This is a genomic window from Cyanobacterium sp. (assembly GCF_054166785.1).
The window spans coordinates 43,351-59,619 of sequence record NZ_JBSZCP010000027.1; the positions used below are offsets into that span (position 1 = coordinate 43,351).

12 protein-coding genes and 1 tRNA gene are annotated in these 16,269 nt (G+C 41.1%); 2 read left to right on the forward strand and 11 right to left on the reverse strand.

Annotation, left to right across the window (positions count from 1 at the left end; translation table 11 throughout):
* Positions 1–119 precede the first annotated feature (119 nt).
* Entirely contained in the window at positions 120–968 is an 849-nt protein-coding gene (ylqF, locus tag ACXITR_RS04950; protein ID WP_457996123.1) for a ribosome biogenesis GTPase YlqF, read from the forward strand.
* A 68-nt stretch (positions 969–1,036) separates the two neighbouring features.
* Here ylqF and hflX read toward each other — a convergent pair whose 3' ends face one another.
* Positions 1,037–2,716 (reverse strand): GTPase HflX, encoded by a 1,680-nt coding sequence (hflX, locus tag ACXITR_RS04955; protein ID WP_457996124.1) that lies wholly within the window; start codon positions 2,714–2,716, stop codon positions 1,037–1,039.
* Between the two features lie 202 nt (positions 2,717–2,918).
* On the opposite strand from hflX, the gene rplI reads away from it, so the two are divergent.
* Complete coding sequence (rplI, locus tag ACXITR_RS04960) at positions 2,919–3,377, forward strand: 50S ribosomal protein L9 (RefSeq protein WP_457996125.1); 459 nt, start codon at positions 2,919–2,921, stop codon at positions 3,375–3,377.
* A 252-nt stretch (positions 3,378–3,629) separates the two neighbouring features.
* Here rplI and guaA read toward each other — a convergent pair whose 3' ends face one another.
* The 10 genes from guaA to ffh form a co-directional block, all read right to left on the reverse strand.
* Complete coding sequence (guaA, locus tag ACXITR_RS04965; RefSeq protein WP_457996135.1) at positions 3,630–5,177, reverse strand: glutamine-hydrolyzing GMP synthase; 1,548 nt, start codon at positions 5,175–5,177, stop codon at positions 3,630–3,632.
* A 476-nt stretch (positions 5,178–5,653) separates the two neighbouring features.
* Positions 5,654–5,743, reverse strand: a tRNA-Ser gene (locus tag ACXITR_RS04970).
* A 137-nt stretch (positions 5,744–5,880) separates the two neighbouring features.
* Positions 5,881–6,975 (reverse strand): pyridoxal-phosphate-dependent aminotransferase family protein, encoded by a 1,095-nt coding sequence (locus ACXITR_RS04975; RefSeq protein WP_457996126.1) that lies wholly within the window; start codon positions 6,973–6,975, stop codon positions 5,881–5,883.
* A gap of 90 nt (positions 6,976–7,065) precedes the next feature.
* Positions 7,066–8,526, reverse strand: coding sequence for a GAF domain-containing SpoIIE family protein phosphatase (locus tag ACXITR_RS04980; RefSeq protein WP_457996127.1), 1,461 nt, complete (start codon positions 8,524–8,526; stop codon positions 7,066–7,068).
* 243 nt (positions 8,527–8,769) lie between these two features.
* A complete protein-coding gene (locus ACXITR_RS04985; protein ID WP_457996128.1) occupies positions 8,770–10,425 on the reverse strand; it encodes a DUF6930 domain-containing protein in 1,656 nt (551 codons plus the stop codon).
* Between the two features lie 129 nt (positions 10,426–10,554).
* A complete protein-coding gene (cimA, locus tag ACXITR_RS04990) occupies positions 10,555–12,183 on the reverse strand; it encodes a citramalate synthase (RefSeq protein WP_457996129.1) in 1,629 nt (542 codons plus the stop codon).
* 97 nt (positions 12,184–12,280) lie between these two features.
* The gene (gene sfsA / locus ACXITR_RS04995) at positions 12,281–13,012 is read right to left on the reverse strand and encodes a DNA/RNA nuclease SfsA (protein ID WP_457996130.1); all 732 of its coding nucleotides are present in this window, start codon (positions 13,010–13,012) and stop codon (positions 12,281–12,283) included.
* Positions 13,013–13,207: 195 nt separating this feature from the next.
* A complete protein-coding gene (locus tag ACXITR_RS05000; RefSeq protein ID WP_457996131.1) occupies positions 13,208–13,702 on the reverse strand; it encodes an anti-sigma factor family protein in 495 nt (164 codons plus the stop codon).
* 39 nt (positions 13,703–13,741) lie between these two features.
* Positions 13,742–14,407 (reverse strand): sigma-70 family RNA polymerase sigma factor, encoded by a 666-nt coding sequence (locus tag ACXITR_RS05005; protein WP_457996132.1) that lies wholly within the window; start codon positions 14,405–14,407, stop codon positions 13,742–13,744.
* Between the two features lie 194 nt (positions 14,408–14,601).
* Positions 14,602–16,053, reverse strand: coding sequence for a signal recognition particle protein (gene ffh, locus ACXITR_RS05010; protein ID WP_457996133.1), 1,452 nt, complete (start codon positions 16,051–16,053; stop codon positions 14,602–14,604).
* Positions 16,054–16,269: the final 216 nt, after the last annotated feature.

Below are 16,269 nucleotides of genomic sequence, written 5' to 3' on the forward strand. Positions count from 1 at the left end.
AATTGTTTATCTGTAAAGATTTGAACGTTTTTAAGTTTAGAAAGTAATAAAACTACCACTTCAATTAATAATACTCAATTACAGGTAAACAGCAATTTCAGTTAACAATATTATTTGTTATGACACTAATTCAATGGTATCCCGGACACATCAGCAAGGCAGAAAGACAACTCAAAGAACAATTAAAACGAGTTGATGTTGTGTTAGAAGTGCGAGATGCCCGTATTCCTCTTGCTTCCCATCATCCCCAAGTGAAAGAATGGATTGGCGAAAAGCCCCGTCTGTTGATTTTGAATCGAGAGGATATGATCACCAATAGTCTTAAACAGGAGTGGCAAAATTGGTTTCAAGTCCAAGGAGAAATTCCTTTTTTTACTAATGCGAAGGATGGGAAAGGGGTAAAAGCTATTAATAAGGCTTCCCAAGGTTGTGGCACGGACGTTAACGCAAGACGCAGAAGTAGGGGAATGTTACCTCGTCCTGTACGTGCGGTGGTGATTGGTTTTCCGAATGTGGGTAAGTCTGCACTTATTAATCGTCTCCTTAATAGAAAGATAGTGGCTAGTGCGAGAAAAGCAGGGGTGACGAGGCAGTTGCAGTGGGTAAGAATTTCTAAGGATATAGAGTTGCTTGATGCCCCCGGGATTATTCCCCTCAAGTTAGAAAATCAGGAAGATGCCCTAAAGTTAGCTATTTGTGAGGACATTGGAGAGGCGGCTTACAATAATCAGGAAGTTGCTCAACAGTTTGTGGATTTATTGGTCAATCTTGGTACTGATAATGTTTTAAAAGAACGTTATGGTTTAGATGCTTTGGACATGACGGGGGAAGAATTTATCATTAAGTTAGCGCAAACTAAGTATCAAAATGATCAAGAAAGGGTAGCTCGTCAAATTTTGCAGGATTTTCGCAAGGGTTATTTAGGTAAAGTTTCCCTTGAGTATCCCCCCGTGGAAGAAGGGTTATAAACCGTCGAAAACTGTTCCCTATTCCCCGTTCCCTGTTCCCCGCCCTAACCAAAAAATTTTAGAATAAATCACCCCTGCCCCATTAACCGAGAGCGTAAATTATCAAAACCAATGCGCTCTTTGGCTGAAATAAAAATCGCTGTGGGATATTCTTCTTTTGCTAATTCTAAGTGTTCAATATCTGCTTGGTCAATTTTGTTGAAGGCGATTAATTCTTCGGCGGGGGCTAGGGGCATTTCTCCAATGATTTTTTTTACTGATTCAATGTGACTTTGCCAAGCGGGGTGGGATAAATCCACCACATGGAGGAGGGCATCGGCTTCGGTAACTTCTTCTAGGGTTGCCCGAAAGGAGTCCACCAAGGAAGGGGGTAATTCATGGATGAAGCCCACGGTATCGGTTAATAAAATGGTGCTAGATTCCCCTGTATTTTGATTCATGATGGTTAATCGGCGGGTGGTGGGGTCTAGGGTGGCAAAGAGTTGGTCTGCGGTATATACTTCGGCGTTGGTGAGGGCGTTTATGAGGGTTGATTTTCCTGCGTTGGTATAACCAACGATCGCCACGGTGGGTATTTCTTCGTGTTGTCTTTGTTGACGCATACGGGCGCGATGGCTTTGGAGTTGATTTACTTCTTGCTGAAGGCGGGTAATACGTTTTTGGATTGCTCTTCTTTCGGTTTCTAGCTTGGTTTCTCCTGGCCCTCTGGTCCCGATTCCACCCCCTAGCCTTGACATGGCTCTTCCTCTACCTTTAAGACGGGGTAGCATATATTCTAGTTGGGCTAATTCTACCTGTAGCTTTCCTGCCCGTGACTGCGCCCTTTGGGCAAATATATCTAAAATTACTTCGGTGCGATCGACTACTTTTACGCCGAACTGGGTTTCGAGGTTTCGGGCTTGGGAGGGGGATAAATCTCGGTCAAATGCCACTAAATTCGCGCCCATACTCTGGACTTGGAGGGCGATTTCTTCTACTTTTCCTGCCCCCACAAGGGTTTGAGGGTGGGGTTGACTCCTTTTTTGTTCTAGGGTGGCTAATACTTTTCCCCCAGCACTTTCTACGAGTCTTTGTAGTTCTTGGAGACTGTCGTTAAATTTTTGGGGTGTTATGCGGTCTGTCATTAGCCCTACTAATAATACTCGCTCTTGGGAGTCATCTACTTCTTGGGCGACGAATTCCCGACTTAATTCTTCTTCTAAACTATCTACAAGGGTGAGGAAGTCTTGCTGGGCGATCGCCTCTATGTCTTGAGCAGGGGATACTTCCCAATAGTTTTGACTCTCTTGGGCGGGAATAAGATGAGCTAAATAAGCATCTTTGATAAAGCCTGATGCACCACCCCCCTTTCTTTGTACCCCTTGCCCTGTGAGGGTAAACACCAAAAGAGCATCTAACCTTTGCCTTGCCATGGCGGTTAAACTAGCTTCACTAGGAGGTATGGGTTTAATGGAGGTACTCAGACAACGGATGCCCGATAGTCTCTGCGCTCCGTAACGGGGTAATTCTAGGGGAGGAATTTGGGTTTGGCGGGGAGTACCCACCCCCACTCTGATCACCTGTCCACGGCGGTTTAAATAGACGCACACTGCTTGTTTAAGGTCACTACTGATGGAGGCAATTCTTTCGGCAAATTCTGCGGTGGTGAGGCGATCGCTCCTGATCCTTTGTTGGTATAATCTTTGTAATTGTTTAAGTTGGTTGGGCTTGATTCCTTGTAGATTTCCGTAAATAGGTGCGATCGACATTCAGCAAAGATTATTTAATAGTAATACTTTCCCTATCTTATCGAAAAAGCACGATTAAATAGTGGACAATAGAGAATCAATAATTAAGAATTAAACTATCTCCCATCCCATAAGAAATAATTAATTCCCATGGTTTCATAAATTACTGTATAATTGTAATTTGTGACTAAATGTGCTAACTATAAAAATTTCATAAACTAATATGGCAAAAAGATTACAAGTAGTCTTAAATAAAGACGTAACAAAATTAGGTAAAAGAGGAGACGTAGTCGATGTTGCTCCTGGTTATGCCCGTAACTACTTAGTACCCCAAGGCTTCGGAGTATTAGCAACCGCTGGGGTATTACGTCAAGTAGAACAAAGAAGAGCAAAACAAGCCGAACGTTTAGCCGCTATTCTCGAAGAAGCCAAATCTCGCAAAACTGCCTTACAAACTATCAACAACTTTGTTATTCGTAAACAATTAGGGGAAGATCAAGCAATCTTCGGTACTGTAACCACCCAAGATGTAGTAGAAGTAATCAAAGCTAGTGCAGGTTTAGACGTTGAGCGTCAAGCGGTAGAATTACCTGAAATTAAAAGAATCGGTACTTACAAAGCTCAAATTAAATTACACGCTGAAGTAACCGCTGAAATTTCCATCGAAGTTGCTCCTCTCTAAGCTGTTAACTTTTTCCGTTGACAATGGAATTATACTCAAAAGGGCGAAGGATTTAACCTTGCCCTTATTTTTTATGTGGGGGAAAATAGCGATCTAAATCCCCTAATAATACTAAATCCCATTGATAAACCGTACTTTTATTTATTGTTTATTGGCAACGGGCTTAAGCCCATTGTTCGTTTTCTTAGTATAGTTTTCTCTACGGATTCAGTATAATTATCAATTATCAATTCTCCATTATCAATTAACTACCTATTCCCATTCGATGGTGCCGGGGGGCTTAGAAGTAATATCATAAACCACTCGATTAACTCCTTTCACCTCATTGACAATACGATTAGAGATAGTTTCAAGTAGATCATAGGGAGGTCTTGCCCAGTCAGCGGTCATGCCATCTTCACTGGTAATTAATCTTAAGACGATAGGATAAGCATAGGTGCGCTTGTCTCCCATTACCCCCACGCTTTTTACGGGTAAAAGTACGGCAAAGGCTTGCCAAAAGTCGTGGTACATTCCAGCTTTTTTAATTTCATCCCGCACCACAAAATCTGCATCCCGAAGAATGTTGAGTTTTTCAGCGGTAACTTCCCCTAGGATACGAATGGCTAAACCAGGTCCGGGGAAAGGATGACGGGAGACGATTTCTTCTGGTAAATTAATGGCTCTTCCTAGTTTGCGAACCTCATCTTTAAAGAGTTTGCGTAAAGGCTCCACCAATTTAAAACGAAGATTTTTAGGTAAGCCTCCTACGTTGTGATGGCTCTTAATTTTTACTGCCACCCTCTCGCCAGTTTTTGGATCTACATTGGTATCAGCAGATTCGATAACATCAGGATAAAGAGTACCTTGGGCAAGGTAATCAAAGGGGCCTAGGCGGGTAGATTCTTCTTCAAATACTTGAATAAATTCATGACCAATTTTACGACGTTTTTCTTCAGGGTCAGTAACTCCTTCAATTTGGGCTAAAAAGCGATCGCGCCCATTCACATACACTACATTAATATGGAATTGATCATTAAATAATTCTACCAATCTTTCGGGTTCACCCTTACGCATAAAACCTTGGTCAATAAACATACAAGTTAATTGATCTCCGATGGCTTCGTGGAGTAAAAAGGCAAGGGTAGAAGAATCGACTCCCCCAGAAAGAGCCAGTAAAACTCTCTTATCCCCGACGGTTTCCCTAATTTCGGCAATGGATTGCTCTAAAAATGTTTGTGTTGTCCAAGTAGGCTCACAACCGCAGATATGGTAAACAAAATTACGAATAAGAGCCGAACCATATTCAGAATGAATTACTTCTGGGTGAAACTGAACCCCAAATAATTTTTTGTCATGCTCGGCGATCGCCGCACAGGGGGTATTATCCGTATGGGCAAGGATAGAAAACCCTTCGGGTAATTGGGTACAAGAATCCCCGTGACTCATCCACATGGTAGAGCCATTTTCTACATTGGTTAACAAGTCCGTAGGATCATCAATGAACAAAGAAGCCTTACCATATTCGCCTCTTTTGGCTCTTTCAACACCTCCTCCTAACTGCTTAACCATCAGCTGCATACCGTAACACACTCCTAAGACAGGAATACCAAGACTCCATATTTCAGGATCACATTGGGGTGCATATGGATCATATACAGAATTAGGTCCTCCAGATAAAATGATACCCTTGGGGTTAAGTTCTTTGAGTTTTTCTGCACTGGTGCGATAGGAAATTACTTCAGAATAAACTTCCGTTTCTCGTATGCGACGGGCAATCAATTCGGAGTATTGTGAACCAAAATCAATAATCAGAATCATTTGACGTTTTGTTGTATCGTTGTTAGAAGAATTATTATTAGGTTGATCTTGCTTAGGAGGGAGGGGAGTTTCGGTTATAGTCACTTTCTCTGGTTGGTAAAGGTTGAGTAATCAAAAAATAAAAAATTCTAGCCTGAGAATAGCTAGAGTTTTCCTTAGAGGTGAAGAATTTTCGACCCTAATTTAAATATTCTTAACATCATATCATTACCTTTGAAGAATTTGGAATGAGGTTTGATAAAAATGGGTTTTTATACAAAATCCTGTTTGAATAATATACTAATTAGGGTGGGGAACAGGCAAAAGATATTAATTGTTTATTGTCAGTTGTTACACGGTGGACAATAGTAAACTTTACTAATCGGATTGGGTATTATTTTGTTGAGGAAATGGAAAGAACACCAAGGAGCAATAAATTGATAATTGAAGTCACTCCTCTCTCCAATAATCAATACTCATTACTTATTACTCTAAAACGGAGAGGGAGGGATTCGAACCCTCGGTGGAGCTATAAACCCCACAACTTCTTAGCAGGAAGCCGCTTTCAACCGCTCAGCCACCTCTCCAATTGCACTTAACAATTATAGCAGAAAGTTAAGTTTAAATGCAACAATAATTCTGTCTATTTCAGAGGTAGGGGCGTCCTGCAGAGCAGATCCTTTCAGGATCGCCCTTAAAACAAAGGAAATCACCCCAAAAACCATTAACCCAACTCTTTTAGAGTAGCTTCTAGGGCAGAAATAGCAGTTAAAACATCCCGATCAGACATAAAACCTAAATGCCCGATACGGAAAATTTTACCCTTGAGATGATCCTGTCCACCGGCCAAGGCAATGTCATATTTTTTGCGCATAGTAGAGCGAATAGCCTCCGCATCATGCTGATCAGGAGCAACCGCCGTAACGGCATAACTAGCACAATCATCAGGGGCAAACAAAGGTAATCCCAAAGCCTTTACTTTACTTCTGGTAAGCTCAGTTAATCTTTTGTGACGGGCAAAAATATTTTCTAAACCTTCCTCCTTCATCATCTGTAAAGCCGCTTGGAGAGCAAACATTAAATTAATGGGGGGAGTAAAAGGAGAACTATTTTTAGCATTAGCTTTTTTGTAGGGAGCTAAATCTAAATAAAACTTAGGTAGGGTAGCAGTTTCATAAGCCTTCCATGCCTTATCACTCACGGAAATAAATCCCAATCCGGGGGGAATCATGTACCCTTTTTGAGAACCAGATGCCACCACATCTAAAGCCAATTCATCAATTTTGAGATCCACCGCCCCCAAACTGGTGACAGCATCAACGATGATGAGGGCTTCCCCATGGGCTTTAACGTGTTTGTTGATGGTTTCAAGGTCATTTAGCACCCCTGTAGAGGTTTCGGAGTGGGTAATAATGACGGCTTTAATTTTTTTCTCGGTATCAGCTTCTAGTTTTGCTCTAAAGGCTTCAGGATCTAATGGTTTTCCCCATTCGGCAGTAACTTCTTCTACATCTAAACCGAATTTACGGCTCATGATGGCCCAGCGTTCGCCAAATTTACCATTGTTTCCGACTAAGACAGAATCTCCAGCACTCAAAAAATTGATGATACCAGCTTCCATCGCCCCAGTACCTGAAACACAGAGGGTTAAAACTTCATTTTTGGTTTGATGTAACCATTTCAAATTATCATTAAGCTCTCCTATGATGGCACTAAAATCACCGCTACGATGTCCGATGGGATGTTGAGCCATGGCTAGTAAGACTCTTTCGGGAACAGGAGTAGGTCCCGGAATCATCAACATTAATTTATCTTGCATATTCTTTCTATCTTTAACTTAAGTTTTAAGTTTAATCGAAAAGGTGTACAGTAAACAAATTTAGGTTGTTTTTTTTACAGGATTTTCCCATCAGCAATCGTCACTACAAGGACAAGAATCAATGGGTTTGTGACGTAAAATGATCATGGTCATATCGTCCACATTAGAATGACCGGTGCCAATGAAGTTTTTAATCTCTCCGAGAATGTGATCGAGAATAGCCTGAGAGGTATCATAATTTTCACAGGCATATTTAAAGGAGTTGAGCAAATTTTCTTCATCAAATCTTTGGTTATTTTGGTTGATAGCATCGGTTAAACCATCGGTATAGTAAAAGACTGTGTCATGAACTCCTAATTTAACGGCATCATCTTCATAACTGGAATTGGGTTGTAAACCGACTAACATCCCTTCGGTATCTAGTTTCCTTACTTTGTTGGTGGAGGCGTTCCAATATAGGGGGGGATTATGGGCAGCGTTGGCATATCGGAGGGTTTGGGTACGAGGATCATATTCAGAATAAAATAAGGTTACAAATCGATGGGAGTTATCCAAATCTGCATACATAACTCGATTGAGATGTTCTAATACCCGGGCGGGGGAGTGACGGTTTAATACTTCTGCCCTCAACATTCCCCTCGTCATGGTCATAATCAATCCTGCGGGGACTCCTTTGCCCATAACATCCCCAATAACAATGCTCCATGATTGACAGGGGGAGTCGGGTACTTGTTCGGTATCTTGATCCCATTGATCGTAGTTTGCAGGAATAAAGTCGTAGTAGTCTCCTCCTACCCTATCGGCTGTTTCACATTTGGCGGCGAGTTCTAGTCCTGTGATGGTGGGGCATTGGCGAGGAAGTAACCGCACTTGAATTTCTGAGGCGATTTCTAATTCTCGATCTTGCCTTTCTTTGGACATTAATTTTACGGTTAGTTCATGATTGGCGATCGCCACGGCGGTTTGATCAGAGACTAACTGGGTTAAGGTTTTACGGCTTTGAGTCCAAGAAAATTGAGGATCTGGGCTAAAAACATACAAGCGTCCTTTTTCAATATTTTTACTAACTACGGGACTACTATATATTTGTAAATCACCAGAAAAGTGATTATGGATTTTTTCCTGCACAAATACGGGAAAACAAGCTAGTTTTGGATGGGATTGTTCATGGGATTTATGTTTAGTTTCGTAGTCATTTATTTCTTTAATAACTTCCAAAAAATCCTGATTTATTTTTTCTCTTAGCTGATTATTTTGGCAATAAAATTGCTCTAATTCTACCTGATTATTTTCTTTATATAACACCAAAGCGCCCCCTTCTGCATCGGTAACTCTAGTCACCATCAGGGGTGTGAGTTCCAAAAACTGATTTAAGTTATTAAAATTACGTAGGGCAAAACTCAGAGAGGTCAATAAGTTCTGAATTTTATTTTGTTCTCTATGGAGGTTAGAGATCATTTCTTTTAACGCTAAAACACTGGTATAGTTACCAGATTGATAATTCTGGCTGATGGTTTTGGGATCTAGAGAATTAGGGTTAAAAATAGACACAGAAGTATAGGGATTGACGGTTGATAGTGAATATTAAGCTATTTTGGTTCAATTGACAATGAATTATGGCTAATTGAGAAATAATTGTGGGGGAGAAAATCTTGGGGAAAAATTATGACGACAATTTAGGTGGTATAAAAAGCAAAATGGGTATAGTTAAGGATTACCTAGTATAATGCTTTTGTTTGTATTTAGGGAGCTTTACTTTAGGGTAAACCACATTATATTTTTTTTATGTCGTTATTAGATCATTTCGATATTTAATATGAGTTTATCTAATCCTGCTTGGTGTTTAGAGACTAAGTCTGTGGCAAAAAATCCTAGTATGTGGCGCTCTTTGGGATTACCTTTATTTACTCCCGTAGCACCCATGGCGATCGCAATGGCACATTTACCCTGCCAACTTTTGGTTTTCTGAGACCATTTTTTCACAATATCAGTAAAAGTAGATCCCTCTGCTTCAATCTCGGCAATGATATGATTGATTCCCGCATAGGTTTTAATCATGGGAAGCTCAACAATTTCATCAAAATAAGGATTTTCCCCGGAGGTAAAAAATAAATGTTCGATACCGTTTTCTTCCTTCAATTTCTCCACTATCAACTTACCCTTGGGGCGAGTAGTTTGGATGATAAATACGGGAATTGAACTATTACGGCCATCAAAAACGATACCTTCTCGATCAACCCACACCGAAGGTTTTTCCTCGAGAAACTTCAAAATATTTTCTGGGAAAGAAGCAAAGGAAACTACAGAATCATCGGGAAATAAATCAGTGGAGATAATATCTGTATCTTCATCTTCTTCAAAGTCTTCGCTGAAAGCTCCCTCTAGGGATTCTAATTCCGCCGTCACTTCTGGCATGGTTTTCACGGTTACTTGATGGGGCTTATTATTGCTCCAAGGAAGTTTTACGGAGTATTTATGGTTAATGAGTTGGGTAGGATCTTTTTCAAGGCGCTTTTTATTTTTTTGAATAAATTTGCCTAGGGCTTCGATGGCTAAATAAAGGGGATCTAATTCTTCAATATCAACTAAAGGACGAATACCTTCGTAGGGATGAATACTACCAAATATGACTTGGAGGGGAAATTCTTCCTCGATGTAGGGTCGTAAAAATTCTGGTAATAGTTCATCATCTTCATCCACATCTTCCATATCAAGGGAAAAATTCACAAACCAGCAATCCTGTTGTAGAAAAGCTCTTTCAATGTCTCCTTCCTCCATGGCATCATCATCCATTTCCCCTGCCATGAGTCTAAATTTTTTCATAGAATCAAGGGAGCGATAAAAGATGACGCCAAATTCTTGCCCCATCATACCCATAACACAGGCGTATAAGGATTCTACGTTGTAGGCATCAATTTTTATTTCAATGAGATTGTATTCAGCTAGTAAAGTCCAGGGGGCTTGTTCCCACATAAGGGCGATCGCACTTTCCTCTAGTTTTTCTAATAATTTGGGGGGAATACTTCCCTCCTCTTGGGGCTGAATCTGTTGTAAATTTTTCCACAACTCATCGAGAAGGGGTAAATCTCCCCGATAATCTACATCAATGTCTAACCCCTGCAATGCTCCCCGCAAGAAAAACTGTAATTCTCTATCCCTTACCACCACTTTATGGGGACGGGCTGGTTCAGCTGGACTGTGGGGCTTTTCGATAGCTTTTAACAAAGTCCTTACCATCGCTTCTGGTCCAGTATTTCCCCTGACTACATCCATAGCACGAATAAAGCCTTCTGAAGCATCTACCCAAAGGATACACTGACCGTCATCTTGTAATTCAGGCTCTAGGTTATCAATCATTTCTCCAATGGGGAAAATATCCCCCTCCCAAACGTGGGGAATTTGGGGAATTCTGGTGAGACGATGTTTTGTGGTAGTGGGTAAAGATGGCATAGAATTTCTATTTAGACAGAACAGGGAAGAGGGACAAACAGTTAATAGGTGAGAGTGTTAAAACCCAAGATCAATGGTAGTTGAGTTTTTAATTTTCCCATGATTTGTACATTGTACATTGTTAATTGATTAACTTTCCACCGTCATGGTTGAGTTTTGAAAAAGGTGGTTTATACCATATTCTAAACCCTCTACCACGGCTTGATAGGAAGCATCGATAATGTTGGTAGATACTCCCACGGTACTCCAGCGCCGATGTCCATTGGTGGATTCTACTAATACCCTTGTCTTAGCGTTGGTTCCTGCGGTACTGTTAAGGATTCTTACTTTATAATCGGTGAGGTAAAAACTGGCAATTTGGGGATAAAATTTGACCAAGGCTTTACGCAAGGCGGCATCCAAAGCACTGACCGGGCCATTTCCTTCGGCTACTTCTAGCAATTCCTCTTCACCCATTACTAATTTGATGGTGGCGAGGGCGTGGGTATGGGGTATTTGTTCGGTGATGGTAATATCGGAGTGAACTTGAAAACCTTTAATTTCAAATAGTTGTTTTCTTTGCCCTAGGGCTTCTAACATTAATAGTTCAAAACTGGCTTCCGCCGCTTCAAATTGATAGCCTTCATGTTCTAGGGTTTTTAATCTTTGTAAAATTTCTCGACATTTAGGATTATTTTTGTCTAAATCAATGCCGAAATTTTGGGCTTTGGAGAGTACGTTACTAAGTCCTGATTGATCGGATATGACGATACGGCGTTCATTGCCAATGTTTTCGGGGACGATATGTTCATAGGTGAGGGGATTTCTTGCCACGGCGGACACATGGATTCCTCCCTTATGGGCAAAGGCTGAACGTCCTACGAAGGGGGCATGATCATCGGGTGCTAAGTTAACGATTTCGCTTATTAGTCGGCTATTGGGGGTTAGTTGGGTTAGTTGTTCTGGTTCTAGGCAATGATAACCTAGTTTTAGTTGTAGGTTTGGGATGAGGGTACAAAGGTTAGCGTTACCGCATCTTTCTCCGTAACCGTTGATGGTTCCTTGTACCATGGTTGCGCCTTCTAGCACCGAGGCGATCGCATTTGCCACCGCTGTACCGCTATCATTATGAGTATGAATACCTAGTTGCACCCCATCGGGATCATCTAAATTAAGGTTTAATTTATCTACCACTTCCCCTACAATCTGCCCAATTTCATGGGGTAAAGTACCGCCATTGGTATCACAAAAAACTAACCATTTAGCCCCAGAGGCGATCGCCCCTTGTAACGTAGCTAAGGCATAGTCTGGATTTGCTTTATAACCATCAAACCAATGTTCGGCATCATAGATTACCTGTCGATTTTGGGAAATCAGAAAACTGATACTATCTTTAATCATGGCGATATTCTCATCAAGGGAAGTCTTTAAACCCTCCGTAACGTGTAAATCCCAAGACTTACCAAAAATTGTAACCCAATGGGTATTCGCCGCCAAAATTGCCTTCAACATCGGATCATCTTCCGCTTTTTTGTGAGGGCGACGGGTAGAACAAAATGCCACAATCTGAGCCTGTTTTAAAGGTTCTTCCTTAAGGCGCCAAAAAAACTGCACATCCTTCGGATTAGCCCCCGGCCACCCCCCTTCAATGAAAGGAATGCCCATCTCATCAAGTTTGCGCACAATTTGCAACTTATCATTAAGAGAGAGAGAAATTCCTTCCCGTTGAGAGCCATCTCTGAGGGTGGTATCATAGAGCCAAATTTTTTTCCGAGTCATGGTAGCAGTTTTAACTTATTTAAAAGAGTTAAATTTTTTGGGTAATGGTTAAGCCGTGATTCCATAGCCATACTTACATTGTACCTTAGACCATTTATTATTCGGCAATCTCTGCCAAGCCGAGATATTTAACCCCCTCTGGGGATACATCAAAGCGACAGGGTAAGATTTTTACCCCTTTTTCCCTCGCCTCGTCAAATAATTCTCCATATTTAGGATCAAATTGTCTGCCCGGGGCAAATAAATCACAATCACTACGGTTAATAAAATAAAGCATTACGGGAATAACATCAGCACCCAAGGCTATTAACTCTCTTAGGTGTTTTTGTCCTCTGGTGGTTTCTGTGTCAGGGAATAGGGCAAGATTTTTATCGGTGAGGGTAGTATTTTTTACTTCTAAATAAATGGGTTTTTGATTATCATTTCCCGTAAGCACAAAATCAATACGACTTTTGCCATCTTGTCCAAATTTAACTTCACTTTTTACGGTGTCATATTGTCCTGCTAATTCAGGAATTAAATTATTTTCGAGGGCAATTTTAACGATTTTATTGGGTAATGCTGTATTGACACCCACCCAAACTTTTTGTTTTTCCCCTAACTCAATCATTTCCCAACTATGAGCCAATTTTCTTTTAGGGTTATCACTGTGGGATACTTGAACCCTACTGCCTACCTCACACACCCCAATCATAGGCCCTGTATTAGCACAATGGGCGGTGATTTCTTCCCCTGTGTCTAGCTGAATGTCGGCTAAAAATCTTTTGTATCGTTTTAGGAGTATTCCTGATTTTAGGGGAGGGTATTGGTATAGGTAGGAGTTATTCACAAAAATTTTTGGCGTTACTGATTTTAGATATGATTTCTCGTTGAGGAAGGGAACAGGGAACGGGGAATAGGGAACGGTTATAATATTTAGAAGTCTTAGTTTTTAGTGTAATTCAACTATATTTCATACCATAATTAAGCAATGCCAGATATTCTTTTTTTAATTGTCCATTATCCATTATTAATTGTCAATTGTTTAAGGTTCGTTGATCATATCCAATAAAGATTGACCCAGAGGAATATCAAGAACTTCTTGTTCAAGATTAACAGGTAACTCAATCAGAGGCTCATTAAGGGCAATCATTAAACTTTCTTCTTCCCCTGAGGATTGTTGTGCCATTTGCCAGATGGGGTTACGATTTCCTGTAAATAATCCGCCGATGGTAGCTAAAAGGGTAATGGCGATCGCACCGCCCCCTATCACTAAACGTTTTTTCTGCTTTTCTTCCTTATCTAACTGAGCAAACACCCCATTACATACCTGTCGAGGGGTATATTCAGGTTGAGGGATAGGTAAACTGTTAATTTCTTGTCGTAGGGCCAGTAAACGACGATAAAGCCCCTGGGTTTCAGGATCTTGGGCGAGTAATTCTTGTACTTCTTTTCTTTGTGCCGGAGTCACCTCCCCATCTAAATAAGCGCTGAGGAGTTCAAAAGTACATTTATCGATAGGGTAAGAGTGATTAGACATAATAATTACAGTGTATAAGTTTGAGGAGTTCAGATAAAATTAATTTTGATTCTCTAAATATGGTTTTAATAAAAGTTGTAGTCGATTTCTAGCCCTTGCTATTCTTGATTTTACCGTGCCTAGAGAAACTTGGGTGATTTCAGCAATTTCTTCATAGCTTAACCCTTGAATTTCCCTAAGAATAATCGTTACTCGGAAGGTTTCAGGGAGATCGGCGATCGCACTATTCAACAAATCATAAAACTCAACGGTGCTTAAATTATCTTCAGGTAAAGGAACATCAGAAGGAATCTCCCATTTTAAATCATCATCATCCCCACGAGAAATAGAAGCATCCAGAGATAAAGGGGGAGCGTGGCGTTTTCTTTTACGTAACTGATCATAAAACAAATTAGTGGTAATTCTGCTCAACCAGCCCTTAAACTTATTCGGTTCATTGAGACGTTTTATATTTTTATAAACCCGAATCCACACCTCCTGAGCTAAATCCGCTCGATCATGCCAATCAGGGGCTAGATTGTAAAGGATTTTATCAACATAGGGTTGATAACGGTTAAGGAGTTCTGAAAACGCTACCCTGTCAGGTTTGTTGCCCTCTTGGCAACGTAGTATTAAATCTGTGTTGGAGAGTTGGTCTATTTTCACTCTTTGTCTTGGTAAAACAACTGATAAACTAGACCATGATAACGAAATAGAAGATACCATAACTTATTCTGTACCCATGTTGATTATAAGTGCTTCTATCTCAGAAGACTATGTAATCGGGTTTTATGTTCCAATTAATTAGGGAATGGGCAATGGGGGAAAAAATATCCTGTCGAAACCATGCAATACCATAACTTTTAAAAAACTGATACCTTAGCACAGCAAAAATTCTTTTCCTATCACCCTGTATAAACTTACAAATCAGCAAAACCGCGCTTTTTCTTTTTCTTCTTCGGTTTACCGCCTCCCTTGGCACGAGAACCGGGCATCGGGGCATTTCCCCCCAAGAGTCCTCCTAAACCGCCCATCCCCGGCATTCCTCCCATACCTGGCATCCCTGGCATTCCTCCCCCTGTGGTCATTTGTTGCATCATCGATCGCATCCTAGTAAAGTCACTAATGAGCCGAGAAACTTCTTTTTCTTGATGACCAGAACCCTTGGCGATACGACGACGACGACTGGGGGATTTTGCCAACAGTTCAGGGTTTTCCCTTTCCGCCTTGGTCATGGAATTGATGATGGACTCGGTAATTTTTAACTGGGTTTCTCCTTTTTCTAAAGCCCCTGCCCCAATTTTGTTCATCCCCGGGATAAGTTTCATTACCCCCGCAAAAGAACCCATATTTTTGAGCAGACGCATTTGTTTGACGAAGTCGTTAAAGTCAAATTTTGCCTCCATCATCTTGCGTTGCATTTTCTCTACATCGCCGATGTCTAGCTCTTCTTGGGCTTTTTCTACGAGGCTGACAATGTCACCCATATTGAGAATACGGGAAGCCATGCGATCGGGATAAAAAGGTTCTAGGGCTTCAACTTTTTCCCCTACCCCGATAAATTTAATAGGTTGCCCTGAAATTGTCCGTACCGATAGAGCGGCACCCCCTCGGCTGTCCCCGTCCATCTTGGTTAGAATAGCCCCTGTAATGCCGATTTCTTCGTGGAAAGTACGGGTTAAATTGGCCGCCTCTTGCCCTGTCATGGCATCCACCACTAACAAGACTTCATGGGGGTTAACGGTGGATTTGATTTGGGATAATTCCCCCATCATGTCCTGATCAATCTGTAGTCGTCCTGCGGTATCTATAATCACCGTATCGATGCCTTGCTCTTGGGCGCTGGCTACCCCTTGACGGGCAATTTCGATGGGGTTAGCGTCGCTTCCTAGTTGGAATACGGGAATTTTTATCTGCTCCCCTAGGGTCATCAACTGGTCGATGGCGGCAGGGCGATATACGTCGGTGGCAACCATTAAACAGGAGCGTTTTTGTTTTTGTAGATATAGCGCTAGTTTTGCCGTGGCGGTGGTTTTACCTGTACCCTGTAACCCTGCCATAAGAATTACGGTGGGAGCTTTTTGTGCTTTGGCAAGGGGAGCATTGCTTTCTCCCATCACTTTAACTAATTCATCGTAAACAATTTTAATAAATTGTTGTTGGGGGTTAACTCCTGAAATTACTTCTGCACCGAGGGCGTTTTTTTCTACCTCTGCGACGAAACTTTTGACCACTTGAAAGTTTACATCGGCTTCTAATAATGCTCTTCTAACTTCTTGTAGTGCGTCTTGGATATTTGATTGCGAGATTTTTCCCTGACCACGCAATTTTTTCCATGTGTCTTCTAAACGCTCTGCTAGTGCATCAAACATAGTTGAATTAGTTAATAGTGATTAATATTTCGAGAGAAAGTTCTGAGTTATCTATTATAACAATTTCGGTGGTCACTATCTTAAAATGTCGTCACAGGACTCCCGTTAAATTTCTCAACAAAAGAAAAGCCCACAGAAATTAACGGGAGATGGATGACGACCAGCAAAGAAAAAGGAACGAAAGTGACATCTACACACTTGACAAAATATTGTAGA